The following is a 22739-nucleotide window of genomic DNA, read 5'->3' on the forward strand; positions in this document are numbered from 1 at the left end:
TATTTATTAAATAAAAGCTTATAACACAGTAAAAAAATGAGTGTGGATGCATGTCGAAAATGTGTTCTTTTTTTGACTTTACCAAATTGACACATGGCGTAAATTAACAAGATCGAAAGGAGTATTCACAATGATCGTAAAAAAAATAGGATTAATTATTAATCCATATGCAGGATTAGGTGGAAAAGTTGGCTTAAAAGGTACAGATGGTTTAGAGACTGTTCTTGAAGCTTTATCTTTGGGCTCTGTAGCAATGGCAGAAACACGTACCCATCTTGCGCTCTCAGAAATCAGAAGTTCTTCCCATGTAGTTATTTATACAGCATCAGCAAATATGGGAGCTAATCTTTGTCAAGAACTTAAATTAAATCATCATATTATTTACCAATCATCAGAACTAGAAACTTGTGCAAATGACAGTATAAAAACTGCTCAGAAATTATTGGACTTGAATGTTGATCTAATTATATTTGCTGGAGGTGATGGTACCGCCAGAGATATTCAAACAATTATTACAGATCGTATTCCTATGATTGGAATACCTTGTGGTGTAAAAATGTATTCTGGGGTGTTTGCACTAAATCCAAGACATGCTGGTATATTAATCAATACTTTTATCAATAATGAAAAAAATGATATCAAAGAAACTGAAATTCTTGATATTAATGAAAACTATTTAAGAGCAGATTGCCCCACAACTCAACTCTACGGTTATGCAAAAACCCTTCTAGACCGAAGAATACAATCATCTAAAGGCTCAAAAAAAAGCCAACCAACCGATCATTTAGATGCTATCTGTTATGATAATTCGAAGTTATTATTTTCATCAGAAGTGGTAAATATTGTAGGTCCTGGTTCAACCATGAAAAAACTTATGGATTATGCAAATATCGAAGGAACCTTATTAGGTGTTGATGTTATCAAAGAAGGAAAAATCATCATAAAAGATGCTAATGAGCAACAGATTTTGAATATAATTCAGGATGTTCCTACAAAAATATTTGTAGGAGTCATTGGAGGTACGGGGTGTTTGTTTGGTCGTGGTAACCAACAAATCAGTGCTAAAGTCATTGATTTAGTTGGTAAGGCAAATATTAAAGTAATCTGTACTATGGATAAAATTCTTTCATTAGAAAATAATGAATTTTTTGTAGATACAGGATGTTGTGAGGTTGATCAAAAACTTTCAGGATTTATCAAGGTGCAAGTAGAAAAAAATAACTTTATGCTCGTAGGTATCAAATGTTAGTAAACTTATCATTAAAACTTTCAGGATTTTCAATTAATACTCAAACCTGAATAGAATAGACCTCTTGCGAAAGTGTTTTTTTAATCATTTGAACTTTATGCAATACCTTATAAATCAAAGGTCTTTCCTGCTCAAATTTTGACTAACGCAAGAGATCAAATTTATAATAAATTTGATCATCAACAAACATTTAAAACACTAAGTTATTTTAGAATTATCATAATTTTCAGCTATTTTCACACAAAACTTAATTGCAATTAAAATTGCGATGAAGCCACCGAACAACTTTGCCAATACAACTGGAAGTATTAACGTTGGTTGAAAATTCGCAGTAAAAGCTAAATGATCACCAATCGTCGCTTGTGCACAAATACCAAATGCCACACAAATTACTTTATCTCTAGCGTTCATATTTTTAAATAGATGATAGGTAGCAATAATATTTGCCAAAACAGTAATAAATCCAACTGCTCCAGTAGAACTGAGCCCAAATATTTTACCCACAAATTTCATAAAAGGTTGGCAATATTTCTGAAACAAATAGCATATTGGAAATGTGCCTGCTAACATAATTCCAATATATCCTGCGACTTCAATTGCTCTAAATAAATCTTTCGAATCTGCAAACATAGGGCTAAAACCCCAACCTATTGTTTTACTAAATAAGCCAGTAAAATGTTCAACAATTGATAAAGCTAGAATCATTTTTATAAAAGCATCTAATATTCTGCCAAAAATAAGAAATCCTACAACAATTGCATTTGGCTTAAACTTTAAACCTGCCGCTAAACTAAAACAGAATATGAATAATGGTATTAACGCTTTAAAAATTTCAAACAAGCTCCCTTTTAAATGTACCAAGGCAGGACCTGAGGTTGTAATAACTTCTCGAATAGGTATGTTAAACATCGTAATAATAAATAATCCAAAAATTACAGCGAAAGGGATACTTATTAATCCAGCCATTGCTCCTAGTGCTAAATATTTATGATCTTCTTGCTTAAGCATCATTAAACCAACAGGAATGAGATAAACTATCGTCGCACCAGAGGTGTAGCCAACCATAGATGCTGTAATCCACATTTCTTTAGTCTCTGCAATAGCATTGGCTAATTGGCATCCTCCTATGTCTACTGCTATAATAGATAAAGCTGCTATAGATGAATCAGAACCTAAGCTATTAAATATAGGACCAAGAAAATATGTAATTCCTTGTGATAAAAATGGAATCGAAACCATGATACCTGCTTGTGCCATAAATACAGGTCCAATGGAATGTATACCATTTACAAATTCTTTTCCAAGATCACTATGTGGCTTGATAATAGCTGAAAGTGCACCAACGACAGCTCCAACCATAATCAAATATATGATAAAGTTTCCCAAATTTAGCATATTTTTTCTCTTTTAATAACTACTTAATTTATTATTGAGTCATGTTAAATTCATTAAATTAATAAAACTGGAAATATATTATGATCTCTAAGCATAGTTTATTTCTATATAAAATAAACTATGCACTTTAGAATATGCATCTAAAAAAATAGTGCAAATTTCTCACAGTGGAGAAGAGCTTCCTTACCTTAATCAAAATGATTAAATAACATTAATCTCAATATCCCATTTTATACTTGGTACATTAATATTTTCATTAAATACCAACACTAACAGTTTCAGTAATCGTACATGCACCATCAATAACAATTTGGGTTCCTGTAATATAACTAGATTCTTCAGAAGCCAAAAATGCGGATAACTCGCCTATCTCATCTGGATTTGCTAGACGTTGTAATGGTATTGCCTCTGCCATATCCGTTAAAACTTGCTCTGGATTAGCTGGATTGCTTTGTTCAGCGATTTGTTGCGCCATAGGGGTTAATACAAACCCAGGGCAAATTGCGTTTACACGAATGTGGTATTTAGCCATTTCAACAGCTAAAGATTTAGTGAAACCAATTAGTGCAGCCTTTGAAAGAGCATAAGCAACTTCTCCTGGATCAGATGTCAAATCGCCCGTGATTGAAGACATTACAACAATAGATCCACCTCCTGATTGAATCATATGTGGAATTACAGCTCTGGATGTATGCCATGCTCCCTTAATATTGACATCAATATGGAAATCTAGTTCAGCATCTGTAGACTCTAGAAACTTTGCAAAACGGCAGACACCTGCGTTACATACTAAAATATCAATCTTTCCAAAGTATTCTTGAGCTTGATCCGCTATTTTTTTCATTTCTTCTGGTTGTGTAACATTGCCTTTTACTGCAAGAACTCGTATGCCATATTTTTGCCTTAATTCTTCAGCAACAATTTTGACAGTATCAGAAATATCAATAAGCACTAAATCTGCACCATATTTCGCATATATTGATGCGTGCGATTTACCCATACCTTGTGATGCACCCGTGATAAATGCCACCTTATTCTGTAACTTTTTCATTTTATTTCCTTAAGCTAAATAAACTTATTCCATTCCTTAAATACTGATATAATTCATTTCATTAAATATCTTTTGACTGTTTGAGAAGGTAATTCAGAAAATAGTTGTTTATAATAATAACTAAACATACCCATATGTCCAAACCCCCACTTTAAAGCAATATCATTTATTGATACATTACCATCCTTAATAATAATTTCCTGTTTTGCACCATTAAGTCTTATATAACGTAAAAAAAACCACTGGACTAATACCTAGAACTTTATTAAATGAATAGTGTAGTGACCTACGACTTACCTTTAACTCGTTACAAATATCAGAGACATTAAGATTCTTTGATTTATTAAAGAAAATAAATTCTTTAGTACAATCAATCAAATAACGAGCAACATATTGACTTGGATATTTATTTCTAATTTTTGGCATATAATTAAAAATATCAAATAATAAATCATAAACCTCGCTTTCTAGATGACTATATAAGTTTAAGTATTTCATTTCTTTTTTATTTTTTTCTATAACTTTAAATATCCCAATCATTCGACCAACAATATCCAAATAAAAATTATTATCTAACAAATTCAACTCCTTAATATTAGTTGATAAATAAATATCACTATCTTCAAAATATTTATTTAACAACTCAACATTTAAGGTAATTCCATATAGATCTGAAAAAATTGGAGTTTTAAAGAAATGCTCATAATTAGGTCTTAAATATAGAAGTGTTATTTCTATTAAGAAGTTTTCCATTCCAATTACCCTCCCCACAGATTTTTGTAGGAATTGCTATCGTAAAGCTATTTTTTTGGCTGGTGGATTTTTGGTAAACAATTTGATTCATGGCTTCCTGAAAAATCTGAATATTACCAACATGTATTTCTTTAGTAGTCCCTTTAAATACTCCAGAACTCAATTGGAAATATTCTTGCTTCCATTCTGATATTGAGCTTGCTTGTGTGCAAGCATCATTATTTTCTGTAGACTTCAAGTCACTTATTGTTGGAATCATAATAGTATCGGCATTTATATTGATCATTCCTTGACCTCCTCATATCAAAATAACAAAACTATTTTGATAAATTATTCTTCAAACACTTATTATTAAGTATAAAGTATCTAAAAATATTTCGTCGTACAATAAGATCATGACCAGAATGCTTATTCTTTTCCGTTTTTTGATATTAATTATGAATATACCGTTTAAATAATTGATTTTATAAAATTTTAAAAGGCTAGCTTATTGATTTTAAAGTGTAGTTCTATATCAAATATTCTAAATTTATTTTCAACAACAATTTATTTTTCATCAACATTTTATTATATTTTCAGTGATATAAAAAATTTACCCATTAAATTAATTTAAGATAATTAATAGACCTCTTGCGAAAGTAGGCTGTTTCATCATGATTGGCACATCCATGTTTGTGAATTATTTTGTGAAAAGTCTATAATTTATCGGTGATATTTTAATCATTTTAAATCTTAAAATAATTCATTGCGAAACTAAAATTTCGAGTCAACATTTATTATTTTTCTGTTTGAGGTATATGTCTTAGACAATCCTATCTATGTATCTAAGACATTAAATTTTCGAAATATTTTTTATAAAATTGATATTTAACAATGCTTAACAAAACCAAATTACAGTTTTTATTGAGTGAAAGCGCCTTGCTGATATGCTGGGAAAGTACTTTGATCAATTTTGTGATATAAGGCATACCCATTTATCTTTTTTCCTCTATGAGGTTTTATATGAAAAATACACCATCATCTGATGATCTAGAATCAACAGCATTAGGTTGGAAATTCATTGTTATTGTTGGTATTTTAACGTCTATCTTTTTTACTTTTCTGTATCTTGCGATGTCTAGCGAACCAGACTATATGCCAAGTCAGAAGCAGAAACAAACCTCCATACAACATAAAAACAGCACATCATAATCTTTTGAGTAATCAACTAGAACTTTATCAAGTGAATTATAGAGTATTCATTTTTTATTGTTGATGTTTGGTTTGAATAAAAACTCGCTAAATTGAACCGCACCCGAAAGTTGGACACTTTTAACCTAATTTGGAGGGTGCCTTTTATGACCAAATATTCTTAAAAATAACGCTGAGATGTCCTATCAACATTCGTCGTTATCGAAACGGCTTCATCATCTTGAGGCTCCGTTTGTAATAGTTTCGTTGCGGTAAAAGCAAAAGTTACCATCAACAAAATAAACATGGACAACGAAAAAAAACCACTTTTATTACCTATATCACATGATTGACAATGATTTTTTTCAGTCATTGTGGGTCTATTGCACCTTTTACAAAAATTTTGACTCATCGCCCTACGACAATCCTGTTATACAAGACTCTTTTAACATATCAATATTAGTTGATTTCGAGTAAAAATTACAGAATTGTTATTTTAAATAAAGAACCTCCTCTTTGTTGATCTACTTCAAATAAGGAATCTATATTTTAAATAATCAAAGAGTAGGTTGTGGAATCGGAATGTCTTTTGATATTTTCTTGGCATTATTCAAATTCAGATCACAACGAGAGTGCCCCCACTTCACTATGATACCCTTTTCAAGCATAAATTTTTCTTCACAATAACGCCCTGGATGAACAAATGTTTCATAAGAAATTATTTTTCCTCCATTTGTTAAGGTATAGCTTTTATCTGGTAATCCCCATTTTTTAATTAGTTTTTCTTCTGACGAACCAACCCATGATTGCATTAGATCATTGAGTGTTTCATAGCGCTGTGTACTGAGACTTGCACAAGCTAGAAGTGATTGGCTGATTACAATAATTAAAAGTATTTCCTTCATTATTCATGCCTAAAATCATAATACAGATCAATACTATATGATTAAACCATTTTTACAAAGATTAAAAGTTAAACTATTTCTTCTTTTATTAAACTCAGCATGATTAACTTTCGCACCACTCTTTACTCTAACACTTAAAAAAGTGAGCAGTGTAGATCGTTAAAAAACTAAACATTTTACGGTACATTTTTATTCGATTTTACAGCATGCCCCCAAATGTACCCTTATTATGAAGGTATACAGAGGAACAAACTGCGACAAGCTGAGACAATAAGAATGCCTAGGTGCTTTTAATATAAAGGGTTTTGAGACAAATTGGAATAAGGAGGAACAGCAAGATGGTACGCCCAGCGCTCTTCTAAATAAACACCCAATGTAATGATAAATATAAACTAATTTATTTATAAAAATATTTGTAACGCAACCTGTAACGCAATGATTGAAATCACTCTATTTTTTTATACTTTTGCTTAAAGAATTCTACCATCTTTATAAAAATCGCTAAAGTTGTTTTGGCTAAGCCAATTTCTCTGTATGTCTATGTTATTTCAAATATAGAAAGTGGTCTATGAGTCAAGATATGTTGTCTAAGAATTACTTTACGAAGAATGGGATGATTAGATTTAAGTAAATTTCAAATAAAATTTTTACACTTAATGCTGTGGTTTAAGAGTAGTCACTGATTTAACTTTAAATAATAAAATTAAGATTATGGTTTCGTAGAACTATAATTGAATTGTGTTAAAATTCTAGAATACATCTTGAAACCTCACGATTCATATTTTTGAGTAAGAAAATGACAGTTAAAAAAGTAGTTTATGACCATGATGATTTGGTTGAAAAATTCTCTAATTTAATAAATGATATTCAAAAATTTCTTGATCATTATAAAATTAAAACTAATGTCAACATTACAAAATTAGCAAGCTTCCTAAAAGCCTTAAAAGATTTAAATACCAATTCTGATTGTAATGATCAACAAAAAGCAAATCTTTATTATTTGGTGATAAAATTTCTACAGCTGCAGTATTTCTTGGATATAACCAATCCAAGAGTTAGAGTTAAACCAGATGAAATTAAAAAAATCATTTGTGGAAAAAGTAACACAAATGATTCAGATCAAGAGTATAACGGACCATTTTTTGAGATCTCTACAGCAGTTAGATTTGTAAAGATGACAAATGCTGAAACCGATATAAATTTAGATACTGATTGTGATATTATTTTAGAGAATGAAATTGCCGTTGAATGCAAGTACATTCGTAGTGAAAATAGAATATCAGATAATATTGAAAAAGCAATTGATCAAATTGATAAAAGAATAGAGGCAGGATTGGCTAAAAAAGGGATCATTGCTATAGATTTATCAAATTTATTTGACCGAGAAAATGTAATTGCTTTTGCTAAAAGTATTCTAGATAGATTTATTTACCATCATGAAATTCTAAACAATCAAGGAGTTCATTATGGTAAATTTAAAGATGTTAAAAGTATAATAAATGCTAATAAGGGTTATTCAGATATAGTTGGAAGGTATCTTCAAAATGAAATAGAAATGGTTTTTTTAAAAGCTTTATCGAATAAAGTTGATGAAAAATTTCAAACAAGCAAACATTCTGTCGCAATAACTTACGAAGCTAGTTTTGGGATTGGGTTTGAATACAATGGGCAAAGTGTCCATTTTCCAATTAGATGTCTTAGTTATTATATGAATCAAAATCTTTCAGAGCATGACAATAATTATTATAAAAAATTTTTGCACCTCTTAGCCGTAGGAATGTAGTTGTAAATTTAAACAATACAATTTTACGTAATTAAATGTAAAAGATTAATCGGGCCATACCTCCCTCAATCTTTTTGCATCAGCTGCGTGTCCATTAGCTAATAGTGCTTTAGCTTCACTTCTCCCTTTCTTTAGGAATCATAAAAAGGCGGGGAGGAAATTCCTTAAAATCATGATTTTCCAACTTATCAATACAATATTCTACATAGTAGCCTAGTCTCATTAGGAAGGTTAGAATACAAGAAAGGATTAAAAATTTTCCTTTGAGCCTTATAAAAGTTTGGGTAAGTTCATGTTTGATATCAATGATGATTTAAGAAAAATTGAAAATACTAATTTTTTTTCTAAAATGGGAATTAACAATATCAATGATGATAGAGTTATTTTAATTGAAAATTTAGGTAAAGCTTTTTTGAATCATTCAGACGAGGACTTTCAGGGAAAATATAACAAACTTAGATGGTTACCATCAAGTATTTCCCAAGAAGATCCATTTTACAAAAAACAAAAGAATACCTCAGAATTATTGAACTTGAGAAAATGTATTAATAATAAAATTTTAAATGCAACAAGAGACATGAATAAGGAGTTGTTCATAATACCTCCACATGATTTTAGTCTTGCAGCTCGTGATTCAATTTGTTTCTGTTTCAGACAGTTAATGACTGAAAGATATTTACAATTAGGTCAAAAATGGGAGTTTATTGCTGAGTTATATTATTTAGGCCATTATCCTATTGGATATATTGACAATAAAATTGTAGCTATTTAAGCCTTATTCTGTATAAATCCATCACAAAAGCAAACTTGAATAAGCATAAAAACAATGAGTTATATAATTTAAGAACTTTGGTCATGTTTGGTATAAGGTTTGACCAAAGTAATATTTTGCACACTTGTTAAAATTTTTAGTTATCTGTATTGAAACTTTTCACAGCCTCTAATGAACTCATAAAACCAGTAGTTTTATCAATTGCATGAATCACTGAATCAATTAACCAGTCACCATCAATTCCAGATCTAAAACTTGAAAGACTTAATTTTGCTTCAGCTGAAAGCAATGGATCACCAGGTAACTCAATAGAAACTTTATCTTCGTTACGCTTAGATGAATCAAGCGCAGATTGAGCAGCTGCTCTTGCACTTTTTTCATCAAGATAAGTATGTCGTAATCTTCTAACTGGTTCGCCCTCACCCAACTTCACTTCATTCTTTTTTGCTTTGTTTTTTTCATGCCAATAGGTGATAACAGTACCAGCACTATCCCTTGAACTACTCACCATTGACCAGTTTGAAACTTGGTAGCGTGTAAGCTCGACTGTACCTAAATCAATTTCGCCTCTTTTTACAAATAATAACTTGCCACCAGCTGGCTTACATACTGCGTCATAGCGTTTAGATAATCGCATCAAGAATGATAAATCTGATTCTTCAGACTGTGTTATTTGTGGTAGCTTAACTGACTTTAAAGAATCACTCACTAAGTGTTCTAAATTATGTTCAGTTGCGATTTTAAGGACAACACCCTCAACAGTAATGTCCTTATCCCATACTCTACTCTTTTGGGTCTGTAATGACGTTTTACCTGTCTTACTCTCCGTTTGAACTGCAGCCCTACAACGAATAATCATTTTGTCTGGTGGACCTGATAACTCAACTTCATCAACAATAAATAAGCCCATGCTCTGAAGCTCACCATCATAGCCCATTGAAACTTTTAACTCTGCGCCCTTCACAGGCATATCAATTGGGTTTGTAGGGTCATCGATCAAACTAATCTCGCATGAATCTGACTCAATTCCGGTTTTATCAGTCACACTGATTGATTCAAATAATTGATAGATCACACTGCTTATATCATTACCATTTGCGACCACACTAAAACTAGGTTTTAATCCCATAGTTTAATCCTTGTATTCATTGAAATTTGAGTGTTTGTTTGTTCTGGTAGTTTAATCAATACGCCTTCTGGCAATATTGGTGACATTGCGGATAATCGTGGATTGGCATTAAAAATATTTTCCACCACTTTATTTTTTGTGTGCCCATAATATTTATAGGCAATATAATCTACTGTATCGCCCGCTTTAGTTTGATATTGAGCCATGCTTATAATCTCCCAATTGCACCGCGAATGATATTTGCAAGCCCTAAGCTTCCCATTACATCACTATGCTTCCTAAGGTTAATCGTAAATTCTTGTCGTCGTGGTACACCAAATGCGGCATGTTTACTCTGCCCCTCAGCAACCTCTGTAATAATCCAATTGCCTAAAACCTTTCCTGAGCCAGTAATCAATAATTGAGGCTTACCCAGCGAGCCTAATACTCGTAAATTATCAAGCTGTCTTGTGCCACCATTCCATTCAGGGAAAATCACACCAGTTAAAGTCATAGTGTCTTGTCCAGGTCCCAAATATTGCAGATTATCCCAATCCCCAAAAACAGACTGTTCCCCCCACTGATATTGAGTTGTTCTGTTTAATTCCTGATAAGCTGCCGTATAGATTCCAAATTTGAAATCACCTAGGCGCATCATGGTGATGAAAGATCCATAAACTAACATTATTGTGCATACCCCCAATCAATCATTGAATTACGCTCTTGAACGCCCTGTTGTTGTTTCAGCTTTTGCATTACCTCTTGAGCTATTTCCTTTGGATTTTGATTAGGTGCGGCATGAATCGTAAATGAAAAGGAATTGTGGTTTACCTGATCGCGCCGATCTGATTGATTAATTCGAGCGGATTGACTCGAGTCAGAAGTTTTACTATTTGAAAATGGTTTGATTGCTTCAGGAATGTTATCGGCTTCAAAATTAGATTTTCTTGCAAATCCTTCACCTACAAATGAAGCTTTCGGCATTTCAACTTTTGGGACCTTCATTGGGAATGGTAATGCTGTAGTTTTTGGCTGTGTTGGCTGGGCAAGCGGTATTTGCGAAATAGATTTAACCTCTGCAACTTTTGAGCCTAGATCAAAACCTACAATTTTCCCAATTAAGTCAAAAACTTTACCGCCAAAATCTAAGATCCGCTTAAAACCATCAATCATCATGCGAAGTGGTGCCAAAACAGCATTGATTGCACCGCCCACCAATTGACCAAATCTTTGCCCAGCTGAGGTCGCTTTTTCTATATCCTCTTTACTCGCCTTAACTGGTGTGAGTAATTCTTTAAACCAATTCCATGCTTTAGAAACCGCAGTGCTCACCAGATCCCACGCTTTACCTAAAATTGGTACAGAAGCAATTAACTCAGATACAGCACTTGTGAAAGGTTCCATACCTTGTTTTAAGCCTTGCCAAAAACCTGCAAAGAAAGCTTTTATTCGATCCCAATTTTTGTAAATCGCAATACCAGCCCCAATTGCTACTGCTGCAACAGCGCCCCACGGAGTTCGTAGTAAAGCAAATCCAATTTGTTTTAATACAGGTCCAAATGATGAAAAAGCAGCTCTTGCGATGCCAAGTGGGTTTTTCATACCTAATATAGCTTGCCCTGTACTTTTGAACACTTTTGATAATCCGCTACTGCTTCCAAGCAATCGGATAAAAGAACCAGCAAGCCCTAAAATACTGGATCTCAAAAGCAATGACACAAGGCGCACAGCAATCAACCCAACTTTTAAAGCTGTTAAACCTACAACCACCTTTACAATTGTGCTTGTAAGTTCTGGATTTGCTTTGGTCCACTCAATCACTTTAACTACAAATGTTCCAAGCTTCTCAACACCAGCCGTAATATAGGGTAAGAGCACACTTCCAATAATTGTGCCTAATGCAGATAAACTATTTTTAAAAAGAATAATTGAATTGGCGGTTGTTTCAGATCGAGCCTGATACTCTGCTGCCATCGATCCAGCGTATTTGCTTTTATCGGCAACCATTCCTAGATTTTTTTCTAATGATTCAATATTGGTTAAAAGTGGTGCAATTGCGCCCAACGACTCCTTACCAAATAAATTAGATAAAACCGCTGCTTGTTTATGCTTTTCAAGTTTTGATACAGACTTTAAAACTTCCAATGTTGTGCCGTTGGCATCATTTTGCATTTGTTTTGAAATACGTTTGTAATCAAGCCCTAATTCTGCATAGGCTGCCTTTTGGCTTTTAGTGGCAGACTCACCAGCAACCAAAGCCAACATGGTATTTTTAATACCTGTTGCTGCAATTTCCTCCGAAATCCCCATACCACGTAACGTCGCACCAAGTGCAGCAATTGATCCCGAAGCGAAGCCCCCAACTTCACCCAATGGACCAATACGTTGAACAATATCCATAATGGCTTTGGCTGCAGCTGGTGTATTGTTGCCTAAATAGTTAATTTTATCGGCAAGCTCTACAACCTCATCTTGGTTCATGCGAAATGCGGTACGCATCTCTGCCATAGATTGCCCTGCAATATCCGCTGTGGTATCAAACGCCACTCCCATTTTGACTGCATCTTCAGCAAATCGAGTAAGCTCATTGGCTTTAATACCGGACTGACTACCTGCAGCCATAATTTTAGATATTTCAGTCGCGACCATTGGTAGGCGCGTTGATAGCATCAAAGCATCATCACTAATCTTTTTAAATTCTTGATCAGTACCGCTAAAGGTCTTTTTTACATCTGCCATTGCAGATTCAAAATCAATTGCCAATTTAACCGGGACACCGACAGTTACAGTCGAAGCAATAACAGATCCTAATTGCCCTTTTAGATTTGATAGTTTTTCATTGTTTTCTAGTCTTGCTTTCTCAATCGAATTTAACTTACGTTGTTGCGATTCTAATTTTTTTAATTCGGCTGTAACGGCGCTATAACGTGAACGTAAATTATCAACGTTCTTACCCATTCCACCAAAAGTTTTGATCGAGTCGCCCAATTGGTTTTGAGTTTTTTTAAGTCGATTGACTTCCGAGCCAATTTTATTAAGTTCGCCCTTTGTGGTATTCATTACAGATTTAAAGGAACCTGATAATGCTCCTCCAATCGTAATGACTGCATTGAGTTTCTTATTTGACATAGCAAAACAATTTTAGAATCTGATTCACTATTTTTTATTTGTTTTGAAAATTTATCATTATTCAGTTTTTCATTAAAAAACCGCTCGAAAGCGGTTATTGATCATCTTCAGGCAATCCCTCACACCACCAAATTATTTCTGAAATTCTCATTTCCAAAATTTCAGCTTTTGACCATGAAGTGTGTGAAGCTAAACCGAGCACATAAGATCTTGCGACCTCTGTGCTCATGTTGTAAAAAGCTTAAATGCCTCTTGAATACGGCGATAATCTTTTAATGTCGCTGCCTTGATTTGATCCGGTGTAACACTACAAAGATTTGAAAACATCATGATCTCTTGAACCGCATCAGATTGACCCTTTGATTGCATTTCTGCAGCAAGCAAATCTTGTACTGTAGGCTCACGCATTACAATTACACCCACTTTCGCCCCATCAATATCAAGTGACTTGGCAAATGTAATTTCGAAATCGCCTGTAGCTGTTTCTTTTAGATATTCTGGAAGTTGATTTTGTTTAGACATTTTTTTAGATCCCAATTGCGTTACGAATATCAGCCAATACATCCACACCATCAATGATACGAACCATGTTAATCACATCAATTTCGTGAATGACTTTTCCACCAATGGTCTGTTTATAGTAAGTTAAGGACATATCGTATTTGTCTTTAGGTAATTCACCGGCTTTAACTTTACCCTGGCTAATTTTTACAACCTTACCTTGCATTGTGTGTTCAATAGCGGTGACAGTGCCGTCGAAACTCTCCATTGCTTCACGAACAATCACGGTTGTAGATTTACCTTGTTTAACTCCAAACAAAGCCAAAGTATCTCGGCTATGAGAGTTAAGAGTAAAGTCAGAAGTTAACTTTTTCATACCTGTGCGAATATCTATTGCCGCGTCCATCCCTGCAGCACGATAATCTTCGTTTTCTTCTTCCAACTCAGGAGGATTGTATTCATCGGCTTTACCCGCATAGCCTTTACCATCAATAAAGATATTCCAATTTTTGCGAATATCTGCTGCTACACCTGTCATACAACCCCCTTACGCAAAAATATCTTTGATGTAATCATCTACAAGATGAGAACGGAAAATAATGTGTTCAGCTGGATAAACTGGTGTGAAATCGAAATCAAAATAAATCTTTCCTGATTTAATTTGATCAGGGGTATTTAAGTCAGGATTTGCCCAACATTTACCGCCTAAAATTGCACCAATGTTTGTTAAATAGCGCAAATAACTATTTACTCCCTCGACCACATCACTCACATAATTTTTAGTAATACCACGGTCTACAGCCCAAAGATGGGCAGCTTTCAATGATTCGTCGATCATATCCGCAGTACGCACCACGCATAAAAATTGCCACTTAGAATCTGCTGATAACGTGCGATTTCCCCACAAACGATAACCGTTTTGGCGAATGATTGTATTTACTTTTGCTTCATTTAGGATATTCGCACGACAATTTGCGTCACCCATTTGAAAATCTATTGCGCGAACTGTGCCGACAATACCATTGATTTCCTGATTTGATGGTGACCACCACCAACCGCGCTCACTATCTGATTTTGCAATTAGACCTGCAACATGAGCACTTGAGAATGATTCAATTAATGTACCTTCTGAACCAACTTTTTTGGATTTTGGATCTACCAGATAAATACGCTTTGAACCAAAATCTTTCGCATAAGCTTGAGCATCTGAATCATTGGTATTCGGACCATCCGGAATAATGGTCGCTTTTAGTCGTTCAGCAATACCAACCAATTCAGCGACTACAGCATTGGAATTACCCTCTGTGCGTGTATGTGTAAAACCTGGTGCGATTAAAATCTTTGGAACAAACCCTAAGATGTTCTCAGAAGCAAGAAATGCATGAACACCTTCATAAGTACCGTTGTTCGCATCCACTCCACCCAAAACATTGGCAAGTGTCTCAGCTTCAGTCACGCCCTTTGCAACACGAGTGACAACAATAAGCGCGCCAATTTGATCAAAGATTGAATCTATAGCATCAGGCAAAGTACCAGTTAATCCAAGTTTTGCTGCTTCTATTCGAGATCCAGCGATTGAAACTGGAGTATTGAGTGGAAAAAGTTTCTCATCTGCATCGGGTGCGGTCCCGATTAATCCGATTACTGAACTTCGCACTGTGGTAATTGGTCTTACGCCATCATCTACAGTGACGTTTTCAATACCGTGAATGAAAGTGTCTGTCATGAATAAATCCATAATCATATTTAGATTTTGGATTCATTCTTGAATAAATTATGATTCTTTTCCTTATTCACTTTTTCACAGATAAATGACAAGCCAGAAATTGAGAAAGACTCTTTTTATAAGGTCATCGCATGTTGCCAAAGTTGATCAACTTGATCTTCACTAAGTTCAAGCATTTCACACATTGCATTCACTGATTCTGATTCTCGATGAAACTCAACTGATTCTGAGTATTCAATCTGCATACGTTTTCGTAGTTGCAGATCTGGAATGTTGTCGATCGTTGATTCAACTTTCTCAAGTAAATTGTTTTCTAGCAAAGCAAGTTTGAATTGACGACGAGTAAGAGCCGTGAGTGTAAGTAGAAAGGCTTCTCGTTTTTGCTGATCATTCCAATATTTCTCAGGATTTAAATGACGATCAATTTCGCTTTTTGTCATTTTTACAAAATCTTCAGTGATTAATTCATCTTGTGAACCGTCACTCTCGAATGCAAAAACTTCACCATTTTTTTTGAAATATTTCATTATGTTAGCTCCGACCATTTAGTGAATGTTCCATCAACACGGTAAGTTGTATATGGAGGCACTGTAATCTCACCACCCCTCGATGTACCCCAGGCTGTAGTATTTGAAAATGCAAATAGAAACTCACCTCCAACACTTATATTTGCATAAGCGTTATTGCCACCAGCTTCTAAATAAATAGCAACTTTGATAGGTACGGATCTGTTGTTGGTATATGTTGTATTGGCAGCACGTTGAGATGTTACATTGCGCCACGTTTGATTAATGCCAAGCCCTTGAACAACTGAAGCTGAAATATTTATATTCCCAGAATCATCAAAGCTTGCACTTCCTGAAAGTTGACCTGAAAGCGTCACTGAACCTTGTGGATCTAATGAACGCCATTCAGTAAAGTTTTGACCGCCATTCCAAGACTGTCGGACTGCCACAGATCCATTTACATTTTTATTATGTGCGTAATAAGTTTGATGAATCGTCGCTCCAGCTTTACGAACTTCTAAAATTCCATATCCATAGAATCCACTGATATTACTATCTGCAACAAGATAAAAACCATCTTCAAGAGAACTGTTTAAAGTTGAATTATTTGCATTTCCTAGATAGCGCATAGGAGCTGTAATATTAATATCACCTGTTCCATCAAATAGAACATTATTGATATTTCTGGCAATTTGTAACTTAGTTGCGGATGGTGCAATACCTTGCCCGTTGCCTGTTCCACCACAATCAACTGATAAGGGTACATAGCCTGTGGCTGGATCAAATGCCCCCCACTTTTGTTGGTTGATAAATAAATATCTACCTGTACTATTACTGATTGTTGTTTCAGCACGTGCTGTGAAGAAACCACCTGCAGTTAAAATATTCCCTTTAGAGTAAATACCATTTTCAGGAACATAGGAAACATCCGTATAATTTGAGGAAGCAAGTAATCCACCCGATAGAACTTTTTTAGCTATTCCACCATCATTAGACGTGAACCAAAAATCACTTTCACCTCTGAACTTTTGAGCATATATTGCACCAGCAACTTCTACATCACCATTAAACTTATTAGATCCAGTAAAAGTCTGATTATCGCTAAATGCAATTTCTTTCCAAGATGTCCAAGACCCATTATAAAACCGTCTAATGAATGTGCGATTTGTGTTGTATTCAGTAAATGTTTGCTTTGCACCTGCATGACGTTCTACAAAGAGTGAAAAAGCAAATGGTGTTGGTAAATTTAGAATAGTTGCAGCTTCAGCATCTGCATCACACCAATACAGTCCTGGTTCCTGATAATGGTTTAAATCACCGCTGGAGATTTTTGTTGATTTTGACAGTTTACTATCAAACAATGTTTTTCCTTGTGCTGCAGTCAACGCCTCAGTTACAGAAGTACTAGTCAATGTATTGTTTAGTTGTACTGCTCCTTGTACTGTTGTCGAAGCTGAAGGAAACATTCTATTGCCAGCACTTGTAATTCTCCCTTTGTTATCAACTGTAAATACTGGAATTTGTAATGTGTTCGCACCATAAGTACCAGCACTTGTATTTGCCATTGCTAAAACCATATTGATAGAAACATTAGATGTCCCATCAAAATAAGTCGTACCATTTGCATCACCTGCAATTGTAATATTTCGGGCAGTTTGCAATTTTGTAGCTGAAGCAACATTACTATTGGTATGTGCTATATTTTTCCATGAACCATAATTAGCATTTGTAGGTGCTGAACGTACTGCGATTTCACCAGAAGAATATCCAGTAGCCATTTGTAGTCGCCCTGGTGCATTTTTTTTGTAAGTTGTTTTTGTCTCAATATAAATAAAATCATCTGCAATATTGGGTGCATTTAATAAATTTATATTTTTAGAAACTAAAATACGCGATCCAAGTGGAAAATCATCAAAAGACTTAAAAGTTTGCTCAGTGAGATGATCTTGATAATAATCAACATCTTTTGCAAATGAATCAAAAAAAGAGTTTCCAACTTCAACCTTTTTTTCGTTTAATTTTTTGCCTTGATTTGCAGATAAGGGTTTTTTTGCATCACTTGAATTTAGATCATCAATTGCGTCTACAGTCGGTTGAGGATTTAGCTTACTATAAATTTCATACCATTCTGACCACTCTTGATAATAAGATCGAATATATTGTTTTGTACCACCACCATTGTAAGTTGTTAGCCTTTGAACAACGCCTGCGGTAATATCCACTTGTAGAGTGAAAGATAACCATGTTGGACTGTTTTTAATAGTTGCAGCATAAACGTCTAGATCGACAAAGAAGCTTCCTTGAGTTTTATAATTATTTAAATCAGCATTTACAGGAATATTAATTGCTTTATTGAGTTTATTATCCTCTAAATATTTTCCTTGTTTTGCCGAGAGTGGTTTTTTTGAATCATCTGTCGTTAGATTATCTACAATTTCATTTCGACGAATATAATTGGTATTTACCCATTCACGAGTTGCATAGATTAACGAGTCATCAAGATAAAGTGCAATCACTTCAGCATTTTGAACATTAATAATAAGTTTAAGGTTTATTTCTCGTGCACCACCTTCATCGGCTAAAGGCTTATAAGTTGGTGGGTAGTTTGAGTTTACGACCATTGTAGCGCCAGCATATAACCCAAGCTCACGGATGTAAAAACCGCCTACATTGCTTGGGATGATTGCCTCACATACAATTTGATTGGCATTACTACTGCTAATTTCAACGACATTGAGTGCAATTCTTGCCTTTTCATTTATAAGTGCTGAGCGTGTTTCGGAAGGTGTAGGAACTGAACCGTTACCATCACCAAGGGCAATATGTGAATAATTAACTTTATTATTGACTGTGGCATTTGCAATAAGTGCCTTACCGTTGTTTGTTAATATGCCTTTATACACTGTTGCCATTGATCGATTACTCTACATAAATTGTGACTGTCTCCGCACCATGTACACCAACCGCAACACGCGGAATACAAACAGGTTGAACATTGATTGTTAGGTTTGTCAGTGGTCGGCTTGCTGGTTTATTTTCTGAAATTAACCGATCTACTTCCTTATACACTTCTTCACTTAGCTCACGACCATTAAGGTCAAGCTCTAAATAGAAAGTACCTGGTATCCCTTGCGGAACGGTTTGCCACCACTCTGTAATTTTTGATTCATATCCGAAAGGTTCTAAGGCATTTAAAATAGCCTTGCGTGTCCCTTTGATTTTATGTCTATTGAAAGATTGCTTTAAAATTGCGCGCTTTAATGATGGCGTCCAGTCATCACGCCAATAATCAACTGAATATTGAATCGCTAGAAAATTTAGGAATTGATCTGGTACAGAATCAATATTAATCAATACATTCAATCGAGGCTCAATTTTAAATGTATTGCTTAGAGTTTCTGCTAAATTGTATTCAAGTTCGGTTGAGTTGGAAGGCAATAATTTTTTCATTCATAAACCTCAACCTGTATATCAATATTTGTGCAATAACTCGCTTGAGACGAATCTATAATGATGTCTTGTACCGGGGAAATTATTTCCACATGTTCCACACCAGAAATATGTAAGACTGAATAGATTGCAGACTTGCGGACAGAGCGACCGATACGGCGCTGATCTCTGATATAGCTGTTTAAATTTTCTCTGGCTTGCTGCAACAAGGTACTATTTTTAGCAGTTTGAGCCACATAGATTTTTGCTTGAATGTCATAATTTACAATACCAATAGAATGCACTGTTGGACGGTCGCAAACTGGTCTGACACTTTCATCGTTGAGTGCGAGCTGAACAATATCAATTAATTCTTGAGATGCCGCCCCAGTCTCAGAATCATTTTGCAAAATGTAAATATCCAAGAAATACGGCTTATTTGGTGGAGAAACTACGGACACATCCCCCACACGACCATCGGCACTATGTGCAAAAAATTTATATGAAGATGTTGGACCAGCAACGCTTAAACTATTCATTGCCAAGATATAGCGATAACGTAGATCATCATCAGTTTCCATAATTGCTGGCATTGGCGGCGTAACTGTATTATCTGCTGGACTAATGACTAATCGTTTTATATTTCGATCTGCAACTAAATTCTCTAAATCCGAACCTGTTGAATACATCACCAATAAAGATTTAACATCCTCGTTACGCTCCTGGCAGAATATCAATTCTAAATAAGCGCAATATTCCAATAATTTAGTCACTGGATCTGATTCACGTTTTAAGGTTTTTTCAATTTCTTCACGATCTTCAGGATTGTAAAGCGCGATAAATCCCTCTTTTCGTTTAGAAAGAATTTCTTCAAAATTCAGTTCTTTGATTAACTTTGGCGGTGTTAAATATTCAAAATTAATACCTGTCATTTTTCACCTACCTTATTACAATCCCATCCAGTTTAATTGCCTTACCATCCAGCAGATATTTACCTGTCAGCGTTAAAACCAATTGCCCTTTGGTTGCGCTGGTAATATCAATTTGCTCTAACTGCAAACGGTCTTCCCACTGATTTAATGCTTCAGCCACAGCCGCATAAATATCTACTAATGTTTCTCGATTTGTCGGCGCATCGATCAATTCAAATAATCGAGATCCGTATTCACGGCGCATGACTCTTGAGCCAATTGGCGTAGTCAAAATATCAACAATGCTTTGTCTTAAATGCTCAATACCTGTGAGCTCACGACCATGGATTCGACTCATCCCCATTAGTTGACCTCGCCTGAATTATCACCACCGCTTTTAACTTTATTATGAGTATGTGAGCCACCAATATTTTTGCCATTGTGTGTCACTGAACCACCAGTAAAACTAACATTGCCAGACATTGTGGATTTGCCTTTTACTGCCAATGCACCGCCAACGGATAAATTGCCTGTGCATGTGGTTTCTGGTGCATCTATCTGAACATGACTACATTTAACAATGACTTCTCCACCTGCTTGAGATGCATCGACAGTCAAGGTATGTGATTGCTTGTCATATTCAATATAAGTGCCATCCACATATATTGTTTTAGGATTAGCGTTTTTATTGGGGTTCGGAAATTTCTCTTGTGTGATTGAAAATGCAATGACCCCTTGTGCAATATCACCACTGGGCGAAAGTACACAGACTTGCTCACCTTCGCTGGGTGCATTGCCTGAACGATCATCACCAGCACGGGATTTAGCCCATTCAAGCCCTGTCACCAGTAAACCATCGAAATCCACTGCTGCTGTCATCGTCTCAAAATCAACAGACTCAATGCGCCCATAGCGAATTAAATCACCTAACATTCGATCCATATTGGCATTGGCATAACTCAAAGCTCTACCTCCTGATAATCTTGCTCATGACCTATACCTACATCAGGCGTATAGCTATAAACAGGGATCGGGGTTTCACCAATCTGCTTCCAAATATTTTCCCCAACTAGAATTGGGATTGAGAAATCCACACGCCATACTTCATAACTTTTTAAGCTTGGGTAAAAATGATCTTGTGTCAAAGCATCCAATGAAGCTGGTCCAACGGCAATAGATCCGTTATAGGCATGGAAGCGTTTATTTTTAAAAATATAATAAGCAACTTGAGCCGCTAAAGAACGAATATTGATTTTAGAGTTTTGTCTTTCAAAGCTGTCAATCACTCTGGCTTCAACTCTTGCGATCAATGGAAGTTGCTCAGATCCACTATCCCCATCAAGATTTATTTCAAAATCCATTTCCAGAAATAATGCAGGGAGTTCATTCAGTGTTGGCGGCTTGCGTTCTTCTTCTGATCGATAAAATTCAACCAATTTAAACTTTGGAAATTGTTCACGAAGTTTTTTTTCTATTGTCGCGTGTAGATTGAATAAATCTACCCCATCCATTTCATCTGCCATTTTAATTCATGCTCCAATGTCTTAAAAAACTGTTCATGAAATTCCACTGAATTAAACTCAACACCTTCAAGATATGCATCAGCTTGTGGCTTAATAATTTCAACCTGTTTTTCAATGGGTAAACGTGCTTTACCTATCCGTTTAAAAACTTGATTTTTACGCTTAGAAATAAAAGCCTCATCCACTTTTCGCTTACTGGCTGTTACCCCTTTTTGTGTTTGTCTTGGGTTTAAGTGAATCAAGGCAATATCATTCAATCCATAAAACAACCGTATTGAAAATCCTGAACCTGATTGAACGATGGTACTTTTCTTTAAACGGCGTCTGAGTATTTTTTGAGTCAAAGCCAATTCACTGCTTAAACCTCTGACTGTTCGGGTACTCATCCATTTCGCCATCTTGTTTAAAGTACGTTTTAGAGCAACTTTAGCTTGGTTTTCCGAGGGTTCAAGTTCAGCAACTATTGCCTCAATGCCTTCAGATCGAATATCAAATTGAATCATCTCGCTCTTCTAACTTTAAGATACAAAACCCCGTACCATCCCTTTGCGGATAAGTCATAATATTAAAGGTACGCCCATCATCCAAAATCAAACGATCCATTTTCTTAACATCGAAAACATCAATTTCTTTACAAGTAAAGCGTGGCTCAATTGCATCGACTTCATATTCGCCGAGTTGGGCATTTAGATAAGGTTCATCAAAAATGCCCGTAATATTTCGATTGGGTGAACAATCCAAAAATTCGATAGTGACGGTTATGGCAAAACCGCCCTTATCATCTTTTTGTAGAAATACGTCTAAATTTTCCCAACTTGGCGAAGGCAT

General features: G+C 35.0%; 26 protein-coding genes. 4 read left to right on the top strand and 22 right to left on the bottom strand.

Annotated features, from left to right (window positions below):
* Nucleotides 1-130 precede the first annotated feature (130 nt).
* Nucleotides 131-1249, top strand: a complete 1119-nt coding sequence (locus TOL5_RS15000; RefSeq protein ID WP_009586533.1) for an ATP-NAD kinase family protein — start codon at nt 131-133, stop codon at nt 1247-1249.
* Nucleotides 1250-1447: 198 nt separating this feature from the next.
* Here the strand turns inward: TOL5_RS15000 and eutH are convergent, their stop codons facing one another.
* The 5 genes from eutH to TOL5_RS15025 form a co-directional block, all read right to left on the bottom strand.
* The gene (eutH, locus tag TOL5_RS15005) at nt 1448-2644 is read right to left on the bottom strand and encodes an ethanolamine utilization protein EutH (protein ID WP_121775075.1); all 1197 of its coding nucleotides are present in this window, start codon (nt 2642-2644) and stop codon (nt 1448-1450) included.
* 256 nt (nt 2645-2900) lie between these two features.
* Nucleotides 2901-3695: an SDR family oxidoreductase UcpA gene (ucpA, locus tag TOL5_RS15010; protein WP_009586447.1), complete on the bottom strand. Its 795-nt coding sequence runs from the start codon at nt 3693-3695 to the stop codon at nt 2901-2903.
* 53 nt (nt 3696-3748) lie between these two features.
* Complete coding sequence (locus TOL5_RS22735; RefSeq protein WP_199995393.1) at nt 3749-3919, bottom strand: helix-turn-helix domain-containing protein; 171 nt, start codon at nt 3917-3919, stop codon at nt 3749-3751.
* Nucleotides 3909-4448, bottom strand: coding sequence for a hypothetical protein (locus TOL5_RS15020; protein WP_199995334.1), 540 nt, complete (start codon nt 4446-4448; stop codon nt 3909-3911). Before TOL5_RS15020 ends, TOL5_RS22735 begins: the two co-directional genes overlap by 11 nt.
* On the bottom strand, nt 4402-4734 hold the full coding sequence (locus TOL5_RS15025; protein ID WP_199995335.1) for a hypothetical protein: 333 nt from the start codon (nt 4732-4734) through the stop codon (nt 4402-4404). Before TOL5_RS15025 ends, TOL5_RS15020 begins: the two co-directional genes overlap by 47 nt.
* 716 nt (nt 4735-5450) lie before the next feature.
* Between TOL5_RS15025 and TOL5_RS15030 the strand changes: the two genes are divergently transcribed.
* Nucleotides 5451-5639 (top strand): hypothetical protein, encoded by a 189-nt coding sequence (locus tag TOL5_RS15030; RefSeq protein ID WP_005030158.1) that lies wholly within the window; start codon nt 5451-5453, stop codon nt 5637-5639.
* A 536-nt stretch (nt 5640-6175) separates the two neighbouring features.
* Here the strand turns inward: TOL5_RS15030 and TOL5_RS15035 are convergent.
* Nucleotides 6176-6523 carry a hypothetical protein gene (locus TOL5_RS15035; RefSeq protein ID WP_121774520.1) on the bottom strand — a complete coding sequence of 116 codons (348 nt, stop codon included), beginning with the start codon at nt 6521-6523 and terminating at the stop codon, nt 6176-6178.
* Nucleotides 6524-7319: 796 nt separating this feature from the next.
* On the opposite strand from TOL5_RS15035, the gene TOL5_RS15040 reads away from it, so the two are divergent.
* A complete protein-coding gene (locus TOL5_RS15040; protein ID WP_221260458.1) occupies nt 7320-8306 on the top strand; it encodes a hypothetical protein in 987 nt (328 codons plus the stop codon).
* 292 nt (nt 8307-8598) lie between these two features.
* Nucleotides 8599-9078: a hypothetical protein gene (locus tag TOL5_RS15045; protein ID WP_221260459.1), complete on the top strand. Its 480-nt coding sequence runs from the start codon at nt 8599-8601 to the stop codon at nt 9076-9078.
* Nucleotides 9079-9214: 136 nt separating this feature from the next.
* On the opposite strand, the gene TOL5_RS15050 is transcribed toward TOL5_RS15045, so the two are convergent.
* From TOL5_RS15050 to TOL5_RS15125, 16 genes are all read right to left on the bottom strand, one after another.
* Nucleotides 9215-10207 (bottom strand): phage late control D family protein, encoded by a 993-nt coding sequence (locus TOL5_RS15050; protein ID WP_221260460.1) that lies wholly within the window; start codon nt 10205-10207, stop codon nt 9215-9217.
* The gene (locus TOL5_RS15055; RefSeq protein ID WP_221260461.1) at nt 10198-10413 is read right to left on the bottom strand and encodes a tail protein X; all 216 of its coding nucleotides are present in this window, start codon (nt 10411-10413) and stop codon (nt 10198-10200) included. Before TOL5_RS15055 ends, TOL5_RS15050 begins: the two co-directional genes overlap by 10 nt.
* A 2-nt stretch (nt 10414-10415) precedes the next feature.
* On the bottom strand, nt 10416-10871 hold the full coding sequence (locus TOL5_RS15060; RefSeq protein WP_221260462.1) for a phage tail protein: 456 nt from the start codon (nt 10869-10871) through the stop codon (nt 10416-10418).
* A complete protein-coding gene (locus TOL5_RS15065) occupies nt 10871-13315 on the bottom strand; it encodes a phage tail tape measure protein (protein ID WP_221260463.1) in 2445 nt (814 codons plus the stop codon). The genes TOL5_RS15060 and TOL5_RS15065 overlap by 1 nt, the downstream gene beginning before the upstream one ends.
* Before the next feature lie 225 nt (nt 13316-13540).
* Entirely contained in the window at nt 13541-13837 is a 297-nt protein-coding gene (locus TOL5_RS15070; protein WP_221260464.1) for a phage tail assembly protein, read from the bottom strand.
* 4 nt (nt 13838-13841) lie between these two features.
* The gene (locus TOL5_RS15075) at nt 13842-14354 is read right to left on the bottom strand and encodes a phage major tail tube protein (protein ID WP_200024627.1); all 513 of its coding nucleotides are present in this window, start codon (nt 14352-14354) and stop codon (nt 13842-13844) included.
* 9 nt (nt 14355-14363) lie between these two features.
* Nucleotides 14364-15542, bottom strand: coding sequence for a phage tail sheath subtilisin-like domain-containing protein (locus TOL5_RS15080; protein WP_221260465.1), 1179 nt, complete (start codon nt 15540-15542; stop codon nt 14364-14366).
* A gap of 116 nt (nt 15543-15658) precedes the next feature.
* Nucleotides 15659-16069: a hypothetical protein gene (locus TOL5_RS15085; protein ID WP_221260466.1), complete on the bottom strand. Its 411-nt coding sequence runs from the start codon at nt 16067-16069 to the stop codon at nt 15659-15661.
* Nucleotides 16069-18960, bottom strand: a complete 2892-nt coding sequence (locus TOL5_RS22520; protein WP_228740290.1) for a phage tail protein — start codon at nt 18958-18960, stop codon at nt 16069-16071. Before TOL5_RS22520 ends, TOL5_RS15085 begins: the two co-directional genes overlap by 1 nt.
* Before the next feature lie 7 nt (nt 18961-18967).
* Nucleotides 18968-19498 (bottom strand): phage tail protein I, encoded by a 531-nt coding sequence (locus tag TOL5_RS15095; protein ID WP_100884825.1) that lies wholly within the window; start codon nt 19496-19498, stop codon nt 18968-18970.
* A complete protein-coding gene (locus tag TOL5_RS15100) occupies nt 19495-20409 on the bottom strand; it encodes a baseplate assembly protein (protein WP_221260467.1) in 915 nt (304 codons plus the stop codon). Before TOL5_RS15100 ends, TOL5_RS15095 begins: the two co-directional genes overlap by 4 nt.
* 7 nt (nt 20410-20416) lie before the next feature.
* Nucleotides 20417-20746, bottom strand: coding sequence for a GPW/gp25 family protein (locus tag TOL5_RS15105; RefSeq protein ID WP_228153680.1), 330 nt, complete (start codon nt 20744-20746; stop codon nt 20417-20419).
* A 5-nt stretch (nt 20747-20751) separates the two neighbouring features.
* A complete protein-coding gene (locus TOL5_RS15110) occupies nt 20752-21351 on the bottom strand; it encodes a phage baseplate assembly protein V (protein WP_100884822.1) in 600 nt (199 codons plus the stop codon).
* A complete protein-coding gene (locus TOL5_RS15115; RefSeq protein WP_221260468.1) occupies nt 21348-21911 on the bottom strand; it encodes a hypothetical protein in 564 nt (187 codons plus the stop codon). Before TOL5_RS15115 ends, TOL5_RS15110 begins: the two co-directional genes overlap by 4 nt.
* Nucleotides 21887-22414 carry a phage tail protein gene (locus TOL5_RS15120; protein WP_221260469.1) on the bottom strand — a complete coding sequence of 176 codons (528 nt, stop codon included), beginning with the start codon at nt 22412-22414 and terminating at the stop codon, nt 21887-21889. Before TOL5_RS15120 ends, TOL5_RS15115 begins: the two co-directional genes overlap by 25 nt.
* Nucleotides 22401-22739, bottom strand: coding sequence for a head-tail joining protein (locus TOL5_RS15125; protein WP_221260470.1), 339 nt, complete (start codon nt 22737-22739; stop codon nt 22401-22403). Before TOL5_RS15125 ends, TOL5_RS15120 begins: the two co-directional genes overlap by 14 nt.

It is taken from the genome of Acinetobacter sp. Tol 5 (assembly GCF_019702905.1).
Lineage (GTDB): Bacteria > Pseudomonadota > Gammaproteobacteria > Pseudomonadales > Moraxellaceae > Acinetobacter > Acinetobacter bereziniae.

Excerpts from the sequence above, each read along its gene's own strand:
- TOL5_RS15115 (WP_221260468.1), bottom strand. The coding sequence starts at position 21,911 with ATGGCAGATGAAATGGATGGGGTAGATTTATTCAATCTACACGCGACA.
- TOL5_RS15095 (WP_100884825.1), bottom strand. The coding sequence starts at position 19,498 with ATGAAAAAATTATTGCCTTCCAACTCAACCGAACTTGAATACAATTTA.
- TOL5_RS15040 (WP_221260458.1), top strand. The coding sequence starts at position 7,320 with ATGACAGTTAAAAAAGTAGTTTATGACCATGATGATTTGGTTGAAAAA.
- TOL5_RS22520 (WP_228740290.1), bottom strand. The coding sequence starts at position 18,960 with ATGGCAACAGTGTATAAAGGCATATTAACAAACAACGGTAAGGCACTT.
- TOL5_RS15035 (WP_121774520.1), bottom strand. The coding sequence starts at position 6,523 with ATGAAGGAAATACTTTTAATTATTGTAATCAGCCAATCACTTCTAGCT.
- TOL5_RS15075 (WP_200024627.1), bottom strand. The coding sequence starts at position 14,354 with ATGACAGGTGTAGCAGCAGATATTCGCAAAAATTGGAATATCTTTATT.
- TOL5_RS15060 (WP_221260462.1), bottom strand. The coding sequence starts at position 10,871 with ATGTTAGTTTATGGATCTTTCATCACCATGATGCGCCTAGGTGATTTC.
- TOL5_RS15050 (WP_221260460.1), bottom strand. The coding sequence starts at position 10,207 with ATGGGATTAAAACCTAGTTTTAGTGTGGTCGCAAATGGTAATGATATA.
- TOL5_RS15000 (WP_009586533.1), top strand. The coding sequence starts at position 131 with ATGATCGTAAAAAAAATAGGATTAATTATTAATCCATATGCAGGATTA.
- TOL5_RS15085 (WP_221260466.1), bottom strand. The coding sequence starts at position 16,069 with ATGAAATATTTCAAAAAAAATGGTGAAGTTTTTGCATTCGAGAGTGAC.
- TOL5_RS15025 (WP_199995335.1), bottom strand. The coding sequence starts at position 4,734 with ATGATCAATATAAATGCCGATACTATTATGATTCCAACAATAAGTGAC.
- TOL5_RS15045 (WP_221260459.1), top strand. The coding sequence starts at position 8,599 with ATGTTTGATATCAATGATGATTTAAGAAAAATTGAAAATACTAATTTT.
- TOL5_RS15065 (WP_221260463.1), bottom strand. The coding sequence starts at position 13,315 with ATGTCAAATAAGAAACTCAATGCAGTCATTACGATTGGAGGAGCATTA.
- TOL5_RS15055 (WP_221260461.1), bottom strand. The coding sequence starts at position 10,413 with ATGGCTCAATATCAAACTAAAGCGGGCGATACAGTAGATTATATTGCC.
- TOL5_RS15100 (WP_221260467.1), bottom strand. The coding sequence starts at position 20,409 with ATGACAGGTATTAATTTTGAATATTTAACACCGCCAAAGTTAATCAAA.
- TOL5_RS15105 (WP_228153680.1), bottom strand. The coding sequence starts at position 20,746 with ATGAGTCGAATCCATGGTCGTGAGCTCACAGGTATTGAGCATTTAAGA.
- ucpA (WP_009586447.1), bottom strand. The coding sequence starts at position 3,695 with ATGAAAAAGTTACAGAATAAGGTGGCATTTATCACGGGTGCATCACAA.
- TOL5_RS15030 (WP_005030158.1), top strand. The coding sequence starts at position 5,451 with ATGAAAAATACACCATCATCTGATGATCTAGAATCAACAGCATTAGGT.
- TOL5_RS15120 (WP_221260469.1), bottom strand. The coding sequence starts at position 22,414 with ATGATTCAATTTGATATTCGATCTGAAGGCATTGAGGCAATAGTTGCT.
- TOL5_RS15125 (WP_221260470.1), bottom strand. The coding sequence starts at position 22,739 with ATGCCTTCGCCAAGTTGGGAAAATTTAGACGTATTTCTACAAAAAGAT.
- TOL5_RS15070 (WP_221260464.1), bottom strand. The coding sequence starts at position 13,837 with ATGTCTAAACAAAATCAACTTCCAGAATATCTAAAAGAAACAGCTACA.
- eutH (WP_121775075.1), bottom strand. The coding sequence starts at position 2,644 with ATGCTAAATTTGGGAAACTTTATCATATATTTGATTATGGTTGGAGCT.
- TOL5_RS15020 (WP_199995334.1), bottom strand. The coding sequence starts at position 4,448 with ATGGAAAACTTCTTAATAGAAATAACACTTCTATATTTAAGACCTAAT.
- TOL5_RS15080 (WP_221260465.1), bottom strand. The coding sequence starts at position 15,542 with ATGACAGACACTTTCATTCACGGTATTGAAAACGTCACTGTAGATGAT.